17 protein-coding genes are annotated in these 19,533 nt (G+C 70.2%); 11 read left to right on the top strand and 6 right to left on the bottom strand.

Annotation, left to right across the window (positions count from 1 at the left end; all coding sequences use genetic code 11):
* The first annotated feature begins 21 nt into the window (after positions 1 to 21).
* From ABZS69_RS37960 to ABZS69_RS37950, 3 genes are all read left to right on the top strand, one after another.
* Entirely contained in the window at positions 22 to 1,596 is a 1,575-nt protein-coding gene (locus ABZS69_RS37960; protein ID WP_355380642.1) for a sensor histidine kinase, read from the top strand.
* Between the two features lie 34 nt (positions 1,597 to 1,630).
* Complete coding sequence (locus tag ABZS69_RS37955; protein ID WP_355380639.1) at positions 1,631 to 2,293, top strand: response regulator; 663 nt, start codon at positions 1,631 to 1,633, stop codon at positions 2,291 to 2,293.
* A gap of 92 nt (positions 2,294 to 2,385) precedes the next feature.
* Positions 2,386 to 4,374: a VanW family protein gene (locus tag ABZS69_RS37950; protein WP_355380637.1), complete on the top strand. Its 1,989-nt coding sequence runs from the start codon at positions 2,386 to 2,388 to the stop codon at positions 4,372 to 4,374.
* A 325-nt stretch (positions 4,375 to 4,699) separates the two neighbouring features.
* Here the strand turns inward: ABZS69_RS37950 and ABZS69_RS37945 are convergent, their stop codons facing one another.
* Positions 4,700 to 5,758 carry a PQQ-dependent sugar dehydrogenase gene (locus ABZS69_RS37945; RefSeq protein WP_355380635.1) on the bottom strand — a complete coding sequence of 353 codons (1,059 nt, stop codon included), beginning with the start codon at positions 5,756 to 5,758 and terminating at the stop codon, positions 4,700 to 4,702.
* Between the two features lie 128 nt (positions 5,759 to 5,886).
* On the opposite strand from ABZS69_RS37945, the gene ABZS69_RS37940 reads away from it, so the two are divergent.
* The 5 genes from ABZS69_RS37940 (at position 5,887) to ilvC (ending at position 13,034) form a co-directional block, all read left to right on the top strand.
* Complete coding sequence (locus ABZS69_RS37940) at positions 5,887 to 6,705, top strand: 2-hydroxyacid dehydrogenase (RefSeq protein WP_355380633.1); 819 nt, start codon at positions 5,887 to 5,889, stop codon at positions 6,703 to 6,705.
* A gap of 236 nt (positions 6,706 to 6,941) precedes the next feature.
* Positions 6,942 to 9,566 carry a sensor domain-containing phosphodiesterase gene (locus ABZS69_RS37935; protein WP_355380631.1) on the top strand — a complete coding sequence of 875 codons (2,625 nt, stop codon included), beginning with the start codon at positions 6,942 to 6,944 and terminating at the stop codon, positions 9,564 to 9,566.
* 204 nt (positions 9,567 to 9,770) lie between these two features.
* Positions 9,771 to 11,510, top strand: a complete 1,740-nt coding sequence (locus ABZS69_RS37930) for an acetolactate synthase large subunit (protein WP_355380629.1) — start codon at positions 9,771 to 9,773, stop codon at positions 11,508 to 11,510.
* Complete coding sequence (gene ilvN, locus ABZS69_RS37925; protein ID WP_355380627.1) at positions 11,503 to 12,027, top strand: acetolactate synthase small subunit; 525 nt, start codon at positions 11,503 to 11,505, stop codon at positions 12,025 to 12,027. The genes ABZS69_RS37930 and ilvN overlap by 8 nt, the downstream gene beginning before the upstream one ends.
* A gap of 23 nt (positions 12,028 to 12,050) precedes the next feature.
* On the top strand, positions 12,051 to 13,034 hold the full coding sequence (gene ilvC, locus ABZS69_RS37920) for a ketol-acid reductoisomerase (protein WP_355380735.1): 984 nt from the start codon (positions 12,051 to 12,053) through the stop codon (positions 13,032 to 13,034).
* A 69-nt stretch (positions 13,035 to 13,103) separates the two neighbouring features.
* Here ilvC and ABZS69_RS37915 read toward each other — a convergent pair whose 3' ends face one another.
* The 4 genes from ABZS69_RS37915 to ABZS69_RS37900 all read right to left on the bottom strand — a co-directional run bounded on the left by ABZS69_RS37915 (position 13,104) and on the right by ABZS69_RS37900 (position 16,314).
* On the bottom strand, positions 13,104 to 13,889 hold the full coding sequence (locus tag ABZS69_RS37915; RefSeq protein WP_355380625.1) for a MerR family transcriptional regulator: 786 nt from the start codon (positions 13,887 to 13,889) through the stop codon (positions 13,104 to 13,106).
* A 59-nt stretch (positions 13,890 to 13,948) separates the two neighbouring features.
* Positions 13,949 to 15,448 carry a serine hydrolase domain-containing protein gene (locus ABZS69_RS37910; protein ID WP_355380623.1) on the bottom strand — a complete coding sequence of 500 codons (1,500 nt, stop codon included), beginning with the start codon at positions 15,446 to 15,448 and terminating at the stop codon, positions 13,949 to 13,951.
* A gap of 97 nt (positions 15,449 to 15,545) precedes the next feature.
* Positions 15,546 to 15,998: a thioesterase family protein gene (locus ABZS69_RS37905; RefSeq protein ID WP_355380621.1), complete on the bottom strand. Its 453-nt coding sequence runs from the start codon at positions 15,996 to 15,998 to the stop codon at positions 15,546 to 15,548.
* Complete coding sequence (locus ABZS69_RS37900) at positions 15,991 to 16,314, bottom strand: hypothetical protein (RefSeq protein ID WP_355380619.1); 324 nt, start codon at positions 16,312 to 16,314, stop codon at positions 15,991 to 15,993. Before ABZS69_RS37900 ends, ABZS69_RS37905 begins: the two co-directional genes overlap by 8 nt.
* Before the next feature lie 93 nt (positions 16,315 to 16,407).
* Between ABZS69_RS37900 and ABZS69_RS37895 the strand changes: the two genes are divergently transcribed.
* Genes ABZS69_RS37895 through ABZS69_RS37885 form a run of 3 tightly spaced genes read left to right on the top strand, consistent with a single transcriptional unit; the run spans position 16,408 to position 18,540 of the window.
* Positions 16,408 to 17,418, top strand: coding sequence for an NAD(P)-dependent alcohol dehydrogenase (locus ABZS69_RS37895; protein WP_355380617.1), 1,011 nt, complete (start codon positions 16,408 to 16,410; stop codon positions 17,416 to 17,418).
* A 38-nt stretch (positions 17,419 to 17,456) separates the two neighbouring features.
* Entirely contained in the window at positions 17,457 to 18,104 is a 648-nt protein-coding gene (locus tag ABZS69_RS37890; protein ID WP_355380615.1) for a class I SAM-dependent methyltransferase, read from the top strand.
* Positions 18,097 to 18,540 (top strand): NUDIX domain-containing protein, encoded by a 444-nt coding sequence (locus tag ABZS69_RS37885; protein WP_355380613.1) that lies wholly within the window; start codon positions 18,097 to 18,099, stop codon positions 18,538 to 18,540. Before ABZS69_RS37890 ends, ABZS69_RS37885 begins: the two co-directional genes overlap by 8 nt.
* 223 nt (positions 18,541 to 18,763) lie before the next feature.
* On the opposite strand, the gene ABZS69_RS37880 is transcribed toward ABZS69_RS37885, so the two are convergent.
* Positions 18,764 to 19,228, bottom strand: coding sequence for a hypothetical protein (locus tag ABZS69_RS37880; RefSeq protein WP_355380611.1), 465 nt, complete (start codon positions 19,226 to 19,228; stop codon positions 18,764 to 18,766).
* Positions 19,229 to 19,533 lie beyond the last annotated feature (305 nt).

The following is a 19,533-nucleotide window of genomic DNA, read 5'->3' as shown; positions in this document are numbered from 1 at the left end:
CCGTGACCTGCGTTTGTTTCCATGTGCAACGTGAGACGCGTCCGTGACGCCTCCCTTGGGACCCAGTTGTTCGTGCTCCAGATGGTGATCGTGATCCTCGCCGTCGGGGGCACCGCAGGTGTGTGGGCCGAGCACACGCGCGATCAGCTCGACTCGCTGCACCAGCAGCGGGCGCTCGCTATCGCGCAGTCCGTGGCCGGGCTCCCACAGGTCAGGGAAGCGTTCAAGCTGAAGAATCCGGAGTCGGTCCTGCAGCCGCTGGCGATGAGCGTGCAGCATGAGACCGGCGCCGACTATGTCGTGATCGCCAACGCCGAGCAGAAGCGCTACGCCCACCCCAACACCCTGCTGATCGGCAAGCAGCTGTCCACCGACGGCGCCACCGTCCTCAAGACGGGCAGGAGCTGGGTCGGCACCGAGACCGGCACGATCGGCACCACGGTCAGGGGCAAGGCCCCCATCCGCGACGAATACGGCAGCGTGATCGGGCTGGTGTCGGTCGGCGTGCTGGAGACCACGGTCGTGGGCCAGCTCGGCGCCGCGCTCCCGCCGCTGGTCTGGACGGCGCTGGCGGTGCTGCTGGCGGGCCTCATCCTGGCCGCGGTGATCACCGCGCGGGTGCGCAGGCAGACGTTCGGGCTGGAGCCGCGCGAGATCGCCGCGCTGCTGGAGCAGCGCGAGGGCGTGCTGCACGGCGTCAAGGAGGGCGTGCTCGCGCTCGACCTCAACGGACGCGTCACGCTGGTCAACGACGCCGCCCGCGACCTCCTGGGCAACGTCGGCGAGGACCTGACCCAGATGCCGGTCTCCGAGCGCATGCGCGACGTGCTCGGGGGCGCCGACCCGGGCGAGGACCGCGTCGTGCTGCACGGCGAGCGCGTGCTGGTGCTCAACCGCACCCCGGTCTCGGTACGCGGCCAGCACCGCGGCTGGGTCGTCACCCTGCGGGACCGGACCGAGCTGACCCGGCTGGCCCGCGAGCTCCACGACACCAGCAGCGCGACGGACGCGCTGCGGGCCCAGGCACACGAGTTCGCCAACCGCATGCACACGATCGTCGGGCTGCTGGAGCTGGGCGAGCACGACGCGGCCATCAGCTTCATCACCCACGCCAGCGGCGGCACGTACGTCACCGACCTGCGCGAACGCGTCCAGGACCCCACCCTGGCCGCCCTGCTGCTGGCCAAGTCCGCCGAGGCGGCCGAGCGGGGCGCCCGGCTGGTGCTGTCGGAGGACTCCGCCGTGCCCGAGGGCCTGATCGGCGACCCGCAGGACGCGGTCCTCGTGGTCGGCAACCTGGTCGCCAACGCCATCGACGCGCTCGACGGCGCCGAGGGCACGATCGAGGTGTCGGTGCAGGCCGACGCCGCCGGGCTGCGCGTACGGGTGGGGGACTCCGGCCCCGGCATCGCGCCCGACCTGGTGGAAGAGGTGTTCAGGGAGGGGTTCACCACCAAGGCCGCCCAGTCGGGGCCGCGCGGGCTCGGGCTGGCGCTGACCCGGCAGGCGTGTCTGCGGCGGGGCGGCTGGGTACGTGTACGGAACTCGGGCGGCGCGGTCTTCACGGCCCTGCTCCCGGCGAAGGCCCGCAGGTGATCCGGGTGCCGGGGCTCCTGGCGGAGGCGTGGTCATGAACGACATCCGGGTGCTGGTGGTGGACGACGACTTCATGGTCGCCCGCATCCACAGCGGCTATGTGGCGCGCGTGCCCGGGTTCCGGGTCGTGTCCGTCGTGCACAGCGGGGCCGACGCGCTCGCCGCGGCGCACGAGCTGCGGCCCGACCTCGTGCTGCTCGACATCTACCTGCCCGACATGTCGGGACTTGAGGTGCTCAAGCAGCTCCACAACGTGGACGTCCTCATGATCAGCGCCGCCCGCGACGTGCCCACGGTCAGGGAGGCCATGCGCGGCGGCGCCGTCAACTACCTCATCAAGCCCTTCACCGCCGCCGCCCTGACCGACCGCCTCCAGCAGTACGCCGACACCCGCAGGCGCCTGACCGCGATCGGGCCCGAGGCGCGGCAGGACGACGTGGATCGCCTCTTCGGGAGCCCCAAGACTTCCGCCCCTATGCCGAAGGGGTTGTCGGCGGCCACGTGCGAACTGGTCGCGGACACCCTCCGGGAGGCCGGCCGCGACCTGTCCGCGACCGAAACAGCCGAGCTCACGGGCCTGTCGAGGGTGAGCGTGCGCCGCTACCTCGAATACCTGTGCGTGGCCGGGCAGGCCGAGTTCCGGCCCCGTTACGGCACCGCCGGCCGACCGGAACATCGCTACCGGTGGCTAGGTTGACACACTTCCGTAGCCATTTCCCGTGACATATGCGGATCCGCGTGCCTTACTGTTGCCTGAGACTTGGCTGCGGACCGGGAGGAGATTGAGGCGTGCGTAACGCCGGACCGATCGAATCACCGACCGACCCGTTCGCCTCGGTGCCATTACCCACGTCGGGCGTCTCCAAGAAGCCGCGGATCGAGGGGCTGCCCCCGGGTGTCTCCCGGGACATCTTCGGCCCCACGGACAGGCAGGAACCCCGGCAGGCCCAAGGCCCGAGCACCCCGGGCGGTCCTTCGGGCGGCGCGCTGCCCCCAGTTGCGCCGCCGGCGCAACCCTGGCCGGTGAACGGCAACCAGCCGCCGCCCGCGCCCGTGTTCGGCGCCCCCTCGGAGCGGCCGGCCTCCTACGAGCCGGAGCCGCCGCGCAAACGCCGCCTCCTGCCGGGACTGCTGGCGGTCGTCGTGGTGCTGGCGGCGCTGGCGTACGTGGTGCCCGCCGTGCTGATGTCGGGCTCCGTCCTGCGCGGCACCCACGTCGCGGGCGTGGACATCGGCGGGCTGACCGTCACCCAGGCGGCCGACAAGCTCCGGAACGAGCTCGCCTCCAGGCTGAGCCGCCCGGTCGTCGTCGACGTCGGCGGCCGCAAGGAGACCATCCAGTCCGACGAGGCCGGTCTCGAACTCGACGTGGTCGGCACGATCGGCCAGGCGCCCAGCGGGTTCCCCGGCCCGCAGGAGGTGTGGCGGGGCCTCACCGGTAAGACGGAGCTCGAGCCGAAGGTGAACCTCGACTCCTCGCAGCTCTCCAGGACCATCGAGGGTCTGGCCGAGGCCGCGGACAAGAAGCCGCGCGAGGGCCGGGTGGCCTTCTCCGGGCTGGAGCCCAAGGCCCGCGAGCCCCAGGACGGCGTGCTGCTCGACCGCGAGGACGCCGTACGCCGGATCGGCGACGCCTTCCTGCAGGGCGGCGGCAGCGTCGTGCTCACCCTCAGGCCGGCCAAGCCCGTCACCACCGCCGAGGCCGTCGCGACCGCCCTCGTCAAGGCGAAGAAGGCCGTCTCCGCGCCCGTCACGCTGACCCTCGGCGACAAGCAGGCGCAGATCCCCCCGGCCATGATCGCCGCCAACCTGACCTACAACTCCGACGGCTCCGGCAACCTCACGCCCCAGTTCGACACCACGGCGGTGCTGGCGGCCCTGGAGAGCCGACTGGTGGACGCGGCCCAGCAGCCGCGCGACGCCACGTACGACATCGTCAACGGCAAGCCCGTCCTGGTGCCCGCCCGCACGGGGCGGGGCGTGAGCGACAAGCTGCTGGCCAGGGACGCCGAGAAGGTGTTCGACGAGGGCGGCGCCCGGACGATCCCGGTCCGGCTGGGCGCCGTGGCCCCGTCCGTCACGACGGAGCAGGTGACCGACCTCGGGATCAAGGAGAGCGTGGCCACGTTCTCGACGTCGTTCGACTGCTGCCAGGCTCGCGTCAAGAACATCCAGCGCATGGCGCAGGAGCTCGACGGGCACCTGGTCAAGCCCGGTGAGACGTTCTCGATCAACGAGGTCGTGGGCGAGCGGACCGTCGAGGACGGGTACGTCGAGGCGGGCCAGATCGTCGGCGGGCGCATGGTGAGCATCGTCGGCGGCGGGGTCTCGCAGTTCGCCACGACCATGTACAACGCCGCTTTCTTCGGCGGGTTCGACCTGGTCGAGCACCAGGCGATGGACTACTACGCGCCCCGCTATCCGCCTGGGCGGGACGTGGCGCTGCTCTACCCGCAGACGGACCTGAAGTGGCGCAACGACTCCGAGTTCGGGGTGCTGGTCAAGGCGGCCTTCACGGACACGTCGGTGACGGTCACCCTGTGGAGCACCAAGCGGTACGACGAGGTGGAGGCGGTGGCGTCCGAGAAGCGGGACATCCGGCCGTTCCGGACGGAGAGCAGCTCGGCGCCCGGGTGTCTGCCGACCATTGGGGAGCAGGGGTTCACGATTGACGTGACCCGGGTGTTCCACCAGGACGGCAAGGTGGTCAAGAAGGACAAGAAGGAGACCACCAAGTACCGTCCCCAAACCCAGACCACCTGCGCGCCGACCGGCTGACGCCCGCCCGGGGCCGCCTCGAAGCGGCCCCGGCGCCCTTCTTCGGGACGGGGCGGCCCCACCTTCCCCGCTGAGCCACGCGACGGCCCCGAGGCGCCGGGCGCTGGGCTCGCGTCGCGTGGGTGGCGGGGCGCGGCGGGTGAGGTTGGCGTTTCGTTCGCCGCCGCGCCCAGCCCCGCCCCCGGGCCGCGGCGCACCGAGACGCGCCGCCCGCCGTGCGGGCACACTCACGCCCCAGAGCGGGCGCTCTCGCACGGTTGGGGGTTGGCGGGGCACTTGGGTACCCCCGAGGGCGTGTGGGTGGGTCTGGGGGCGTCTGGGTGGGTTATGAGAGGGGGACCGAGAGGATGCGGTCGTCGCCCGGCCGGGGAGAGCCGCGGCCGTCCTTGTTGCTGGTCCCGACCCACAGCGTGCCGTCCGGGGCCGCCGTGACGGCGCGGAGGCGGCCGTAGCGGCCGGTGAAGTGGGCGACGGGCGTGCCTGCCGACCCGTCCGCACCCAGCGGGACCTGCCAGAGCCGGGCCCCGCGCAGCGCCCCCACCCACAGGGAGCCGTTCGCGTACGCCATCCCCGACGGGGAGGCCTCGTCGGTGGACCAGGTGACGATGGGGTTCACGTAGCGCGAGTCGTCGCTGCGCCCTTCGACCTCCGGCCACCCGTAGTTGCCGCCCGCCTTGATGAGGTTCACCTCGTCATAGGTGTTCTGGCCGAACTCCGACGCGTACAGGCGGCCGGAGGTGTCCCAGGCGAGCCCCTGGACGTTGCGGTGGCCGTAGCTGTAGACGAGCGTGCCGAACGGGTTCCCAGGGGCGGGGGTCCCGTCCACGGTCATGCGGAGGATCTTGCCGGCCAGCGAGTCGCGCTGCTGGGCCAGCTGGTCGTCACCGGTCTCGCCCGTGGAGGCGTACAGGAACCCGTCGGGACCGAACGCGAGCCGCCCCCCGTTGTGGATCCCGCCCTTGGGGATGCCCCGGACCAGGACGCGCTCGTCGTCGAGGCGGTCGCCGGTGAGCTGGTAGCGGACGATCCGGTTGTCCTGTTCCGCGGTGTAGTAAAGGAATATTTGCTGATCCTTTGCCGCCACCCCCATCAGCCCGCCCTCGCCGGCCGCGCTCACCCCCGGGATCGTTCCCAGAGAGGTCGCCTTCCCGTCCGGGGTCACGCGCAGCAGCCTGGCCGTGTCACGCTCGGTGACCAGCGCGTCGCCTCCGGGCAGGAACGTGATCGCCCACGGCACCGCCAGCCCCGTCACCACGTCCTTGGGCTGTCCCGGCCCGGCCCCGGCCGGCACGGTGGCGGTCGGCGTCACCTCCCCGTCGCTGGCCAGACCGCTGGAACACGCCGTGAGAACGGCCATGAGCATGATCGTCCAGAGCTTTCTCATGTGTTCCATACTTCCCTTGGAGCCTTAAGGTTCTCGGCATGAAGACCTGGGTTCCGTCCGATTTGGTGGCCGATGTTCTGTCCGACCTGCCTGGGGTTGAATGTGCCGTTTACGATGGCACGGCCCCGATGCCGGAAGGGGTCGACGAGGTGGAGGTCTGGATCCCGCCGCTCGTCACGGTGCCGGATGTGCCGGGGACGCTGGCCAGGATGAGCTCCCTGCGGCTGGTGCAGACCGTCACCGCGGGCGTGGAGCCGTACCAGCCGCACATGCCGGACGGCGCGGTGCTGTGCAACGCCCGCGGTGTGCACGACGCAGGGACCGCCGAGTGGGCCGTCGGGGCGATGGTCGCGGTGCTGCGGGAGTTCCCCGGGTTCGTGGACGCGCAGCGCAGGGGCGAGTGGACCTACCACCACACCGACGTGCTGGCCGACTCGACCGTGCTCATCGTCGGCTACGGCTCCATCGGCGCCGCGCTCGAAAGGCGGCTGGAGGGGTTCGAGGTCGAGGTCGTACGCGTGGCCAGGAGCGCCCGCGACGGCGTGCACGCCATGGACGAGCTGCCCGCCCTGCTGCCGGAGGCGGACGTCGTGGTGCTGCTCGTGCCCTCCACGGCCGACACCGCGGGCATGGTCGACGCGGCCTTCCTGGCGCGGATGAAGGACGGCGCCGTCCTGGTCAACGCCGCCAGGGGCGGGATCGTCGACACGGACGCACTGATCGCGGAGCTCAAAAACGGTAGGCTACGCGCCGCGCTGGATGTGACCGCGCCCGAGCCGCTGCCCGAGGGCCACCCCCTCTGGGGCGCTCCGGGCGTACTGATCACTCCGCACGTCGCGGGCAGCACCCCCGCGTCCGGGCGGCGCGTGCAGCGCCTGATCCGCGCCCAGCTGCTGCGCTATCTCGCAGGCGAACCGCTGGTCAACGTCATTACCGACACGTACTGAGAGGATCCCGGAACGTGGCTGGTCCGTGACCTTCGGTGCGTACGGTGGCCTTTGCAGGGAGGTCCTGACTCGCTGTCAAGGATCTCTTGGCGGAAATTGGTCTGTGTGGTTATCAGATCGGTGACGACATCGGCGTTGTCACCACCCGCGCACCCACGACCGCACACACTGGCGAAGTGGCCGTCCGGGCTTCGGCGGTCACAGGTGCAGGGTTCGAGACGGGATGGGCAACGACTGTGATCCGCTGGCGTGATCCACGGGTGCCGCTGACCGCCGCGGCGGCGGCGAGCGCGGTGGCCTTCGCCGCAGCGCTCGGCGTACGCGGTCCGGGCCTGCTCACCGGCGCTGTCGCCGGCGGGCTGGCGGCGCTGATCGCCGCCGGTTCGCTGCTGTACGCCTCGGTGAAGTCGGCCGCGAACCGTCCGGCGGCGCTGGGCGCGCGCTGGATGAGCGGCGGAGCCGTCATCTGGGCCGCCGGCGTGGCGCTGCGCCCGTTCGCCGAGAGTTTCCTGGTCAGCTTCGCCGACCTGTTCATGCTGCTGGGCACCGTGGTGACCGCGGGCGGCGCGCTGATCGCCGCCGACCGCAAATTCCCGGCCAGGGTCGTTTTACGGCATGTCACCGACGCCTACCTGTGCGCCGCCTCGCTCTTCCTGATCGGCTGGGTCGCCGCGCTGCGGCACGTCTACGACGACGCGGCGGATCCGGCGGCGTTCACGCTGGTCATGCTGCCGCCGATGATCGCGCTGCTGGTGACGTGCGCCGTGGTCCCGTCGGTGCTGACGAGCCGGGCCTCCTCCTGGCCGCTCGCCCTGGCGGGCGTCGGCGTGCTCGCCACCACGACCGTGGCGGGCCTGGCGGCCGGGGTGGCCAGGCTCGACGGCGGCGATCCGCAGATCTGGGCCGTCATGCTCGCGCCCGTCGCGTTCCTGCTGATGGCCGCCGTCCCGTGGGGCCCGGATCCGGGCACGGCGGGCAGGTCCGCCGTCGGCGGCGTGGTCGCGCTCGTGCCGCTGGGGCTGGTCGCCGTGGCCGCCTGCACGCTGCTCGCCCACCTGGTGGGCGGAGGGGCCGAGCGGCCCGTGACCGGCGTCGTGGTGGTCGCGGTCTCCGTAGTGCTGCTCCTGCTCGTGCGCCTGTTCTTCGTCTCGGCGACCAACATGCGCCTGCGCGGCCTGGTCAAGCTCGGCGAGCGGCAGCTCAGGGAGCTCGCCCAGAGCACCGGCGACGTGGTGTTCCTGTGCGACTACGAGGGCGTCGTGAGCGAGATCGACGCCGGGGTCGAGGTCACGTACGGCTACCGCCCCCAAGACGTGGTCGGCGGGTCGATCTTCGACTACATCCACCCGGAGGACGTCCCTGGCATCCAGGTCGCGCTGCGCGCCATGCACCTCGACGAGGACAACACCGCGCCCGGCGCCTGCCTGATCGCCTGCCGGGTGCGCGCGGCCGACGGCACGTGGCGCCCCACAGAGTCGGTCGCCACCCGCCACGTCGGCGGCGACGAGCTGCTGCTGGTGACCACCAGAGACGTCAGCGACGAGGAGGCCCTGCGCAACCAGGTCGCCCACCTGACCTTCCACGACGGCGTCACCGGCCTGCCCAACCGGGCCTACTTCGAGGAGCGCACCCGTGAGGTGCTCTCCGGGCGCACCTCCGGCCCGGGGGCGAACGTCGCGGTCATCTTCCTCGACCTCGACGGGTTCACCTCGGTCAACGACTCGGTGGGCCACGCCAGCGGTGACTACCTGCTCGGGCAGGCCGCGCGCAGGCTGCGCGGCGCCGTACGCGCCGACGACACGCTCGCCCGGTGGGGCGGCGACGAGTTCGCGGTGCTCGTGGAGACGGGCGGCGAGGCGCAGGTCGCGGTCGATCTGGCCGAGCGGCTCGTCCGCGCGGTCTCGCAGGAGCCGTTCCGCGTCGCCGACCGCGACGTGGCGCTGACCGCGAGCGTCGGCGTGGCCTTCACCGAGGACGACATGCCGGCCGGCGACCTGATCCGTAACGCGGATGTCGCGATGGCGCGCTCCAAAGAGCTGGGCGGGCGGCGGGTGGAGGTGTTCGCCGCGCAGATGCACGCCGACGTGGTGCGCAGGCTGGAGCTGGCTGCCGACCTGCAGCGGGCGCTGATCGAGCAGCAGTTCGCGATCGAATACCAGCCGATCGTCGACCTGGCCACGTCGCGGGTCACCGCGGTCGAGGCGCTGGTGCGGTGGTGGCGCGGGTCGGTGTTCGTGCCGCCCGAGCAGTTCCTGGGCCCGGCCGAGGACACCGGGCTGATCGTGCCGCTGGGGGAGTGGATCCTGCGCGAGGCGTGCCGCGAGGTGGCCGCCTGGCGGGCCTCGTCCTGGGACATCGGCCTGTCGCTCAACCTCTCGGCCCGCCAGATCACCGCGCCGCGCTTCGTCGAGACGGTCGAGGAGGCGCTGACCGAGAGCGGGCTGCCCGCCTCCGCGCTCACCCTTGAGGTGATCGAGGAGATGCTGGTCGAGGACGCCGAGGAGACGATCAAGCGGCTGTCGGAGCTGCGGGCGCTCGGGGTCAGGCTGGCCATCGACGACTTCGGCACGGGTTACGCCTCGCTCGCGTTCCTGCGGCAGCTCCCGGTCGACATGATCAAGATCGATCCGTCGTTCGTGTCCGGGCTGGGCAAGGACGACACGCTGACCCTGCTCACCCGGACCATCGTCCGGCTCGGCCACGACCTCGGGCTTATCGTGGTGGCAGAGGGGATAGAGCGTCCCGAGCAGCTCGATCTGCTCAAGCGGATGGGGTGCACGAAGGGTCAGGGCTTCCTGGTCGCACGGCCGATGGCGGCGCGCGGAGTCGACTCGTTGATGCGTACGAGTCTCACTGTTTGAGACATGTGTCCACGAAGTTGGCACCAGGGCATTCAGTGCGGCTATGGTGTAGGTCATGCTTCGCAGTGAGATTCTCGTAGTACTTCGCCGGCGCGCAGGCCGATAGCGAAGCACGACGACCTGCGCGCCGCCCCAGACCCGCCGTCCGGTGGGAAGGGGCATTTTTTATGTCCTTAAGCGAGTAGCCACGCAAGGAACGAGCCGATGACCGAACGGATGACAGGTGCACAGGCCCTGGTGAGGGCGCTGGAGCACGTTGGAGTCGACACAGTGTTCGGGATCCCGGGCGGTGCCATTCTGCCGGCCTACGATCCTCTCTACGACTCGACCAAGGTCCGGCACGTGCTCGTACGCCACGAGCAGGGCGCCGGTCACGCGGCCGAGGGCTACGCGCAGGCCACCGGCAAGGTCGGGGTGTGCATGGCCACCAGCGGCCCCGGTGCCACGAACCTGGTGACGCCGATTGCCGACGCGTACATGGACTCGGTGCCGATCGTGGCGATCACCGGCCAGGTGGCCAGCGCGGCCATCGGCACGGACGCGTTCCAGGAAGCCGACATCTGCGGCATCACCATGCCGATCACGAAGCACAACTTCCTGATCACGGACCCGGCGGACATCCCCCGCACGATCATGGAGGCCTTCCACATCGCCTCCACCGGCCGTCCCGGCCCGGTTCTCGTGGACATCTCCAAGGACGCGTTGCAGGCCGACACCACCTTCAGCTGGCCGCCGACCATGCAGCTCCCGGGCTACCGCCCGGTCACCAGGCCGCACTCCAAGCAGATCCGCGAGGCCGCCAAGCTGATCGCCGAGTCCAAGCGGCCGGTCCTGTACGTCGGCGGTGGCGTCCACAAGGCGCGTGCCTCCGCCGAGCTGCTGCAGCTGGCCGAGCTGACCGGCATCCCGGTCATCACCACCCTGATGGCGCGCGGCACGTTCCCCGACAGTCACCCGCAGCACATGGGCATGCCGGGCATGCACGGCAGCGTGTCGGCCGTGGGCGCGCTGCAGCAGGCCGACCTGCTCATCGGGCTGGGCGTGCGCTTCGACGACCGGGTGACCGGCGACCTGGCGTCGTTCGCCCCGTACGCCAAGGTCGTGCACGCCGACATCGACCCGGCGGAGATCTCCAAGAACCGCCACGCCGACGTGCCGATCGTGGGCGACTGCAAGGAGGTCATCGGCGACCTGGTCACGGTGATCCAGGCGTCCGAGCAGAAGGGCGACTACACCGAATGGTGGACGACGCTCAACGGCTACAAGCAGACCTACCCGCTGGGCTACGAGACGTGGGAGGACGGCACGCTGGCCCCCCAGTACGTCATGGAGCGGCTGAGCGCGATCGCCGGGCCCGACACGTACTACGTGGCCGGGGTCGGGCAGCACCAGATGTGGGCCGCGCAGTTCATCGACTATGAGAACCCCGGCACGTTCATCAACTCCGGCGGCCTCGGCACGATGGGCTTCGCCGTCCCGGCCGCGATGGGCGCCAAGATGGGCCGCCCCGAATCCACGGTGTGGGCCATCGACGGCGACGGCTGCTTCCAGATGACCAACCAGGAGCTGGCCACCTGCGCCCTGGAGGGCGTGCCGGTCAAGATCGCCGTCATCAACAACGGCAACCTCGGCATGGTCCGCCAGTGGCAGACGCTCTTCTACGACCAGCGATACTCCAACACCGACCTGCAGACGGTGCGCCGCATCCCGGACTTCGTCAAGCTGGCCGAGGCCTATGGTTGTGTGGGCCTGCGATGCGAGCGCCCCGAGGACGTGGACGCCGTGATCAAGAAGGCCATGGAGATCAACGACGTGCCCGTGGTGGTCGACTTCGTCGTCCACCAGGACGCCATGGTCTGGCCCATGGTCCCGGCGGGCACCAGCAACGACGACATCAAGATCGCCCGTGACATGGCGCCCAAGTGGGAGAACGAGGATGAGTAGGCATACTCTGTCGGTGCTTGTCGAGAACAAGCCGGGCGTACTGGCTCGCGTGTCCGCGTTGTTCAGCCGAAGGGGCTTCAACATAGACTCGCTGGCAGTGGGGCCGACCGAACACGACGACATCTCGCGCATGACCATCGTGGTCAGCGTCGAGGAGCTACCGCTCGAGCAGGTCACCAAGCAGCTCAACAAGCTGGTTAACGTCCTGAAGATCGTCGAGCTCGACCCGTCGCAGTCCGTCCAGCGCGAGCTGATGCTGATCAAGGTCAAGGCCGACGCCGACAGCCGTTCCCACGTGCTGGAGCTGGTCAACCTCTTCCGCGCCCGCTGCGTCGACGTGGCCTCCGACGCCGTGACCATCGAGGTCACGGGCACTCCCGACAAGCTTGAGGCGTTCGTCAAGGTCCTCGAACCATTCGGGATCAAAGAACTCGTCCAGTCGGGCATGGTGGCCATCGGCCGCGGAGCCCGTTCCATAACCGACCGGTCCCTCAGGGCATTGGACCGTACCGCCTGAAAGGTTTTGAGCAAGTGACCGAGATTTACTACGACGACCAGGCCGACCTGTCGATCATCCAGGGACGCCACGTGGCCGTGCTGGGGTACGGCAGCCAGGGCCACGCCCACGCGCTCTCTCTGCGTGACTCCGGCGTGGACGTGCGGGTCGGCCTGCCGGAGGGCTCCAAGAGCCGCGAGAAGGCGGAGAACGACGGACTGCGGGTCGTCACCCCGGCGGAGGCGGTGGAGGAGGCCAACCTCACCATGATCCTCGCGCCGGACCACATCCAGCGTCACCTGTACGCCGACCACGTCGCCCCCAACCTGGTCGAGGGTGACGCGCTGTTCTTCGGCCACGGCCTGAACATCCGCTACGGCCTCATCGAGGCCCCCGAGGGCGTCGACGTGTGCATGGTCGCCCCCAAGGGCCCCGGCCACCTCGTCCGCCGCCAGTTCGAGGCCGGGCGCGGCGTGCCGTGTCTCGTGGCCGTCGAGAAGGACGCCTCGGGCAAGGCACTGGACCTGGCGCTCTCGTACGCCAAGGGCATCGGCGGCACCCGCGCAGGGGCGCTCAGGACGACCTTCACCGAGGAGACGGAGACCGACCTGTTCGGCGAGCAGGCCGTGCTGTGCGGCGGCGTCTCCGAGCTGATCAAGGCCGGCTTCGAGACGCTCATCGAGGCGGGCTACCAGCCCGAGGTCGCCTACTTCGAGTGCCTGCACGAGATGAAGCTGATCGTCGACCTCATGTACGAGGGCGGCATCTCGAAGATGTACTGGTCGGTCTCCGACACGGCCGAGTACGGCGGCTACACCCGTGGCCCGCGCGTCATCACGGACGAGACCCGTCAGGAGATGCGCCGGATCCTGGGCGAGATCCAGGACGGCACCTTCGCGCGGCAGCTCGTCGAGGAGTTCGACGGCGGCCAGAAGGAGTTCCAGCGTCACCGGGACGAGCTGGCCGAGAACCCGATCGAGAAGACGGGCGCCAAGCTGCGTCCGATGATGAGCTGGCTGAAGGCGTAACCAGTTCTTTCAGGTGCACGGGTGGGGGCGTCGGCGCAGGTGAGCCGGTCGCACCCACCCGTCGCGCTGTCAGCGGGAGTCCGGTCTGGGGATGCGGACGCCGGCGGCGCGGAGCTCGGCCTCGAAGAGCGCGGCCAGCCGCGCCGCGGCCGGCGTCTGCTCCTCGCCGTGGTGGGCTATCAGCGTGTACCGGGCCGCGGTCTCGGTGCGGGCCTGCAGGGCGGTCACGGTCTTCAGCAGCGCGGGGTTGGCGAGATAGTGCTCGGCCGCGGCGGTGGCGAGCTCGGCGATGCGGGGGTCGTCCGGATCCCAGGCCGCGGCTTCGGCCGCGCGCTTGCCCAAGGCGATGAGCCGGGTGTCTTCGAGGGCCTGCTCGAAATGGGTGAGGTAGTCGTCGAATCCCTCTGGGACCAGAGCCCTGGCCAGCACCCAGCCCTCCCTGGTGGCCGCCACCTCGTCCGCGGGGAATCCGAGGCCGGGCATCCGCTCCAGCAGCGCCACGGCGCGGTCGGGCAGCAGCGCCCGGTCACCGTCGGCGAGCCGATGCAGCGTGTCACGCTGCGCGATCAACTCCGCGATCCGTTCGGTGAGCTGCCGCTCGACGTCGGCGAGCGCGGCGGCGAACAGCGCGGCATCGGCGTCGAGCAGGGGCCCGATCTCGGCCAGCGGCACCCCGGCGGCAGCCAGCGTACGAGCCTGCACCAGCCGCAACAGCTCGGCCGATCCGTACCGCCGGTAGCCGGAGCTGTCGCGTTCCGGCTCCTCGACCAGGCCGAGCTTGTGGTAGTGCCGCACCGTCTTCACCGTGACGCCGACGAATGCCGCCGCCTGCCCGATCGTGACTCCGTTCCTCATCTGCTCAGCCTGCCTTGTGGTCGGGCTCGGTGGCTACGCGGGCCGTTGGGGCGTACGGGTCACAGGTGCTCGGCCCGCCCATCACAGAACACCTCGTTGACGAGCCGCTGCTGGGCGTTCCTGAATGCTGTCGCGATGGCCAGGTCGGCGTCGTCGACGCAGTTCAGCGCGGCGGTCAGGGTCTTGCTGCCGTCGGGCGTGCTGTACATCAGCGCCGCGTGGCCCACGGCGGCGCCGTTGTGGGAGATGACGGTGCCGCCGCCGTCCGTGGTCAGCACGAACACCCCCAGGCCGTAGTCCATGTTCGGGATGCCCGTCGGGTGCGGGGTGCACATCTCGGCCAGCAGCGGGGCCGGCAGGAGCCTGCCGCCCATCAGCGCGGAGATGAACGTGTGGAGGTCCTGGGTGGTCGAGATCATGTCGCCGCCGCTGGAGATCCAGGAGGGGTTCTGGCGGGTGACGTCGATCGTCTGCTCCTCGTACCGGTAGTAGGCGTGGGCGTGCGGCTCGGGGATCTCCGGCGAGGCGTCCGGCACGACGGTGCCCGACAGCCCGAGCGGCTCCAGGATCAGCCGCCGCATCTCCTCGGCGACCGGACGGCCGGTGACCTTCTCGATCAGCAGCCTGGCCAGCACGTAGTTGGTGTTGGAATAGCTCCAGCCCGTCCCCGGCTCGAACCGCGCCGGCCTGGACAACGCCAGCTCCACCAGCTCCTGCGGCCGGTAGGTCTTGAGCCGGTTGTCCAGCCACTCCTTGCCCGTGGTGCTGTAGGGGACGGGGATCCCCAGCACGACCGTCCCGTCGTCGTAGACCTCGCCGCTGAAGTTGAACAGCCCGCTGGTGTGCTGCAGCAGCATCCGCACGGTGATCCGCTCGTTCAGCCCGAACTCGGGCAGGTAGTCCGCCGCCGGGGTGTCCAGCTCGATCCTGCCCTCGGCCACCAGCTGCAGCACCAGGGTCGCGGTGAAGGTCTTGGTGTTGCTGCCGATCCTGATATGTCCGTTGATCGGCGGTTTTGTGGCACCGCCGAGCTCGGCCGCCCCGGCGCTGCCGGCCCACTCGCCCCGCTCGTCGTGCACGCGCAGCGACACCCCGACGAAACCGGACTCGACGATCTCCTCGATCGCCTTCCGCAGCTCCAGGCGATCCTGCCCGGCGGCGACCTCCGCGTCGAGGGCGGCGGTGATCTTGCGGGCCATGGCGGCCGTGGTGGTGCTGGGCCTGTCAGGGTGGGTCTGGGCGGCTTCGACGGCGAGGAGGATGGTGCTGCGGAAGTTGCCGGCTTCTGCCGGAGCCTGCTCGCCGAGCAGCTTCATGGCCGCGGTCAGGGCCGGCAGCACCCGGTCGGCGAGCTCGGCGACGGTCCTGCCCTTCAGTTCGATGTCCTTGGCCTTCGCGGTGAGCACGTGCCCGACCAGACCGGTCGCCGACGTCAGGGCGATGGTCGCGTTCGTGGCGGCCTGGTGGGGCGAGCCGGTGGCGGCGGCCATCAGCGACACGGCACCGTACGCGGCGGTCCGCAGGGTGCTCTTGTCCTGGTCGGAAAGGGTGATGGGCATGGTGGTCTGCTCCTATGAATCCGTTATGTCCGGCGGCGTCGTGCCGCTGCGAGGAGCTTCCACCTTGACCCAAGGTCAACCTCAACCGTGATCTGGCTCACAGCTCCTTTTCGGGGGTTCGGGGCGGCGTGAGGCCGAGGAGTTCGGGTTTGGTGGCCCTGGTGTGCCACTCGCGGTCGGGATCGGGGACCAGGCGGCGGGTCTTCAGGTCGAGCAGGCCGCTCACGTGGCTGACCTCGGCCGCCAGGCCGCCGTCCCGGTGCCGGAAGAGATGGTGCACGCGGTAGGTCTTGCCGGTGCCCCATTCCCAGTCGCAGGTGACGTCCACCTGGTCGCCGGCGCGTAGCTCGCGGTGGTATTTGATGACGGTCTCGAGGTTGACGGGGCCGAGCCCGCCGCCGATGAGGTCTTCGACGGAGACTCCGGCGGCTTGGACGCAGGCGTAGCGGGCCTGGTCGGCGTACTGGATGTAGAAGCCGCCGTTGAGGTGAAGCTGGGGGTCGACCTCGTAGATGCGGACCTCAAAGCGGACGCTGAACGGCTCAGTCATCGAGGGACTCCTGTTCGGTCAACCAGCGCAGGGAACGATCGGTCAGGTAGCGGCGGCCGTCATCGCGGACCTCCAGCCAGTCGCCACGGGCCCAGCCGCCGGCGGCCTGGGGGGAGAAGCCGTGCTTGCGGAACAACATGCTGGCCTCCGCCCTGGTCAGGCCCTTGTGCCCCCATTCGGTGATGAGCGCCCGATGCCGGCTGTCTGCGGGGGGTTGGGCCGGATCGGCCGAGATCGCATCGGCCAGTGCCGCGAATCCGGCGCTGATCTGGCGTAGCGCCGCCGCTATCTGATCCTTCTGGGGCCATGGCTCCATGTCCATAGATTAGCAATTGCTACCGATTGGTGAGCATTGTCGAAGAGGATCAGTGGGTGTTACCGTCTTTCATGTGTAAGAAGAATCTTACACATGACCGAAATCCCTGACCACAGGAGCGTCGCCATGAAGGCCATCCGCTACTACTCCTACGGCCCGCCCGCCGTCATCCAGCTCCAGGACGTCGACAAACCCGAGGTCGGCGACGGGGAAGTGCTGGTCCGCGTACGGGCGGCCTCCGTCAACGCGGGGGACTGGCACCTGCTGCGCGGCCTGCCGTACATCTTCCGGGCGCAGGCCGGGCTGACCCGGCCCAAGTCCCACGTGCTGGGCAACGACCTGGCCGGGGAGGTCGTGGCGGTGGGCAGGAGCGTCACCGCGCTGCGGCCCGGCGACGAGGTGTACGGCTTCTGCCGCGGCTCGTTCGCCGAGTACGTGGCCCTTCCTGCGGAGGGGTTCGTGGTGCGCAAACCGGCCGGGCTGACGTTCGAGGAGGCGGCGGCGGTGCCGGTGGCGGCCGTCACCGCGTTACAGGCGCTCCGCGACAAAGGGCGGGTCAGGGCCGGGCAGAAGGTACTGGTCAACGGGGCCGGGGGCGGGGTGGGGCCGTTCGCGGTGCAGATCGCCAAGGCGCTGGGCGCCGAGGTGACCGCCGTGTGCGGCGCCGGGAACGTGGAGATGGTGCGCTCGATCGGGGCCGACCACGTCGTCGACTACACCAAGGAGGACTTCACCCGGAGCGGGGAGCGCTACGACGTCATTCTCGACAACGTCGCGAACCGCTCCCTGCGGGACTGCCGGCGCGTACTCGCCCCTCGGGGGATCTACCTGCACAACAGCGGCGACAAGGGCGGGCGCTGGGTGGGGGTCATGACCCGCATCGTCCACGTGATGCTGTCCTCCCTGTTCGTACGGCAGAGCCTGGTCGCCGGATACGTGGCCGACGAGAACACGGACGATCTCGCGGTCCTGCGCGACCTGCTCGAAGCGGGAAAGATCAGGCCGGTCGTCGACAGGACCCATCCGCTGAGCGAGGTCCCCGAGGCCATCGCGTACATCGAGCGAGGGCACGCCCGGGGCAAGGTCGTCATCACCATGGAATGAGGGCGGGACTGTCGGTGGCGGTTGAGAGGATCGGCACCATGTCCGACCTCACCACCGCGATCACCGGCTACTGGGACACCGCCGCCCCCACCTTCGACGAGGAGCCCGACCACGGCCTGCGTGCCGAGCGCACGCGCGCGGCCTGGGACCGCCGCCTGCGCGCCTGGATCTCGCCTGACCCGGTCGACGTCCTCGACGTCGGCTGCGGCACCGGCTCCCTGTCCGGGCTGCTGGCCGCCGCCGGGCACCGGGTGACCGGCGTGGACGTGGCGCCGCGGATGATCGAGCAGGCCCGCGCCAAGCTGTCGTCCGCCGGGCTCGCGGGGCGTTTCCTGGTCGGCGACGCCGCCGCCCCGCCCACCGGCGAGGACCGCTTCGACGTGGTGCTCTGCCGCCATCTGGTGTGGACCCTGCCCGCCCCCGAGGCGGCGCTGCGCGAGTGGACGGGCCGCCTCCGCCCGTCCGGCCGGCTCGTGCTCGTGGAAGGGCGCTGGCGGGAGACCGGGGCGCCCTATGTGGAGGGGGCCGGGTCGCTGCCCTGGAACGGCGGTCTCAGCGCCGCCGACCTGGCCGCCGCCGTACGCCCGCTCGTCTCCGACCTGCGCGTCGAGCCGCTCAGCGACGACGCCGACCTTTGGGGCGGCCCCGTGCACGACGAACGCTATGCGATCATCGCCTATGCCTGACAGACCGATCAGCGACAAGGCCCTCTGTTACGTCGTCCGCGAGGGCGAACTGCTCGTGTTCCGCCATCTTGACCACAGCTTCGAGGAAGTGGGCGTACAGATCCCCGCGGGGACCGTAAGGGAAGGGGAGGACCCCCGGGACGCCGCGCTCAGGGAGGCGCGGGAGGAGACCGGGCTCCACGATTTCAGCGTCGTGCGGAAACTCGGTGTGGCCGAGTACGACACCACCCCCTACCGCGCCGAGCTCCAGCGCCGCCATGTCTTCCAGCTGGCCCTGCACGAAGAGACCCCCGACCGGTGGATGAGCAGCGAGGACCACGACGGCGTCGGACCGCCCACGCGGTTCGAGTGCTTCTGGATCCCGCTCGAACACGGCCACGTGCTGCAGTCCGGTCAGGGCGCGCTGCTCTACCGCCTGTTCGAGGGCGACGCCTGATGATCGTGATCTCGTCCGCCGTCGCTGGGACCGGCGGGGCGCCGACCCTGAAGGTGAGCCGGGGCCGGTCAGCGCCCCGCCGCCTCCCCCTTGAGGCGGCAGGGCGCTCACTCGTTGATCAGTTTTCGCCGAGCTCCCCGAGCTCGGCGTTCCGCCTGGCCGTGCCATCGCCGCCGCCGGCCAGGTAGGTGCCCGCGTCGCCGGCAAGCACGTCGTTACCTGACTACATCTGGACCACGTTGCCGGAGCCGCTGACGGTGGCGGACCCGTTCCCCGCTATGAGGTTGTCCCTCCCCGGCTTCAGGTTCGCCCGAATCGGGAAGCGCGTACGGTTCCGCACTGTGTCGTCGCCCTCCCCGGTGATCACCGCGATCGACTCGATCGGCTCGCCGGGGCAGGCCACCCGGGTGACGCTCACCTGCTTGCACGGCAGGGACGCGTCGATCGCGTCGCCGGTGTTCGAGACGATCACCCAGCTGCCGGACACGGACAGGTCGATGTTGTCGGACGCGACGCCCCCGTAGATCTGCAGCTCCGAACCGGACATGCCCACGTCGGTCGTGGCCTGCGCCGGACCGGCGACGACCGCCAGCGAGGCGGTCATCGCCGCTCCCACGGCCAGTGCCCGCACGCCATGCCTGCGCAGACCGGTGATCCTCGATCGCCTGTCGTTCTCTGGTGTACTCATCGATCCCCCTGTGTTGGATGGCTCGCCCCGCCTACCCGGGACCTTGATGAGTACAGCGCCACGACGGTCGCACTCCTGTGACGAAGCGCGGATGCCTTCCGTGGTTTTTGCCATGTTCGCCGAGGAGTCGGGCAATAGGACAGGCCATAGCGTTGTTTTCGGGCATCCGTCATGGCGAGCGTGGACGGAAGCGGGGCGTACGGTGCGCGCACGCACCCTCGGCACCAGCAACTCCACACCCTCCACAACGGCACCGCTAGCCTCCATACCCCCGACAGTGGCATCACCAACCGTGATTGATCAGC

The organism is Nonomuraea sp. NPDC005650, from assembly GCF_040605375.1.
GTDB lineage: Bacteria > Actinomycetota > Actinomycetes > Streptosporangiales > Streptosporangiaceae > Nonomuraea.
Note: the sequence above shows the minus strand (reverse complement) of the source record. Positions and strands in the feature narration are given on the sequence as shown.

What these genes read in the sequence shown, in the direction of transcription:
- ABZS69_RS37910 (WP_355380623.1), bottom strand. Translation starts at nt 15,448, where the DNA reads ATGCCCATCACCCTTTCCGACCAGGACAAGAGCACCCTGCGGACCGCC.
- ABZS69_RS37945 (WP_355380635.1), bottom strand. Translation starts at nt 5,758, where the DNA reads ATGAGAAAGCTCTGGACGATCATGCTCATGGCCGTTCTCACGGCGTGT.
- ABZS69_RS37890 (WP_355380615.1), top strand. Translation starts at nt 17,457, where the DNA reads ATGTCCGACCTCACCACCGCGATCACCGGCTACTGGGACACCGCCGCC.
- ABZS69_RS37880 (WP_355380611.1), bottom strand. Translation starts at nt 19,228, where the DNA reads ATGAGTACACCAGAGAACGACAGGCGATCGAGGATCACCGGTCTGCGC.
- ABZS69_RS37955 (WP_355380639.1), top strand. Translation starts at nt 1,631, where the DNA reads ATGAACGACATCCGGGTGCTGGTGGTGGACGACGACTTCATGGTCGCC.
- ABZS69_RS37895 (WP_355380617.1), top strand. Translation starts at nt 16,408, where the DNA reads ATGACCGAAATCCCTGACCACAGGAGCGTCGCCATGAAGGCCATCCGC.
- ABZS69_RS37960 (WP_355380642.1), top strand. Translation starts at nt 22, where the DNA reads ATGTGCAACGTGAGACGCGTCCGTGACGCCTCCCTTGGGACCCAGTTG.
- ilvN (WP_355380627.1), top strand. Translation starts at nt 11,503, where the DNA reads ATGAGTAGGCATACTCTGTCGGTGCTTGTCGAGAACAAGCCGGGCGTA.
- ABZS69_RS37915 (WP_355380625.1), bottom strand. Translation starts at nt 13,889, where the DNA reads ATGAGGAACGGAGTCACGATCGGGCAGGCGGCGGCATTCGTCGGCGTC.
- ABZS69_RS37885 (WP_355380613.1), top strand. Translation starts at nt 18,097, where the DNA reads ATGCCTGACAGACCGATCAGCGACAAGGCCCTCTGTTACGTCGTCCGC.
- ABZS69_RS37905 (WP_355380621.1), bottom strand. Translation starts at nt 15,998, where the DNA reads ATGACTGAGCCGTTCAGCGTCCGCTTTGAGGTCCGCATCTACGAGGTC.
- ABZS69_RS37940 (WP_355380633.1), top strand. Translation starts at nt 5,887, where the DNA reads ATGCCGGAAGGGGTCGACGAGGTGGAGGTCTGGATCCCGCCGCTCGTC.
- ABZS69_RS37930 (WP_355380629.1), top strand. Translation starts at nt 9,771, where the DNA reads ATGACCGAACGGATGACAGGTGCACAGGCCCTGGTGAGGGCGCTGGAG.
- ABZS69_RS37900 (WP_355380619.1), bottom strand. Translation starts at nt 16,314, where the DNA reads ATGGAGCCATGGCCCCAGAAGGATCAGATAGCGGCGGCGCTACGCCAG.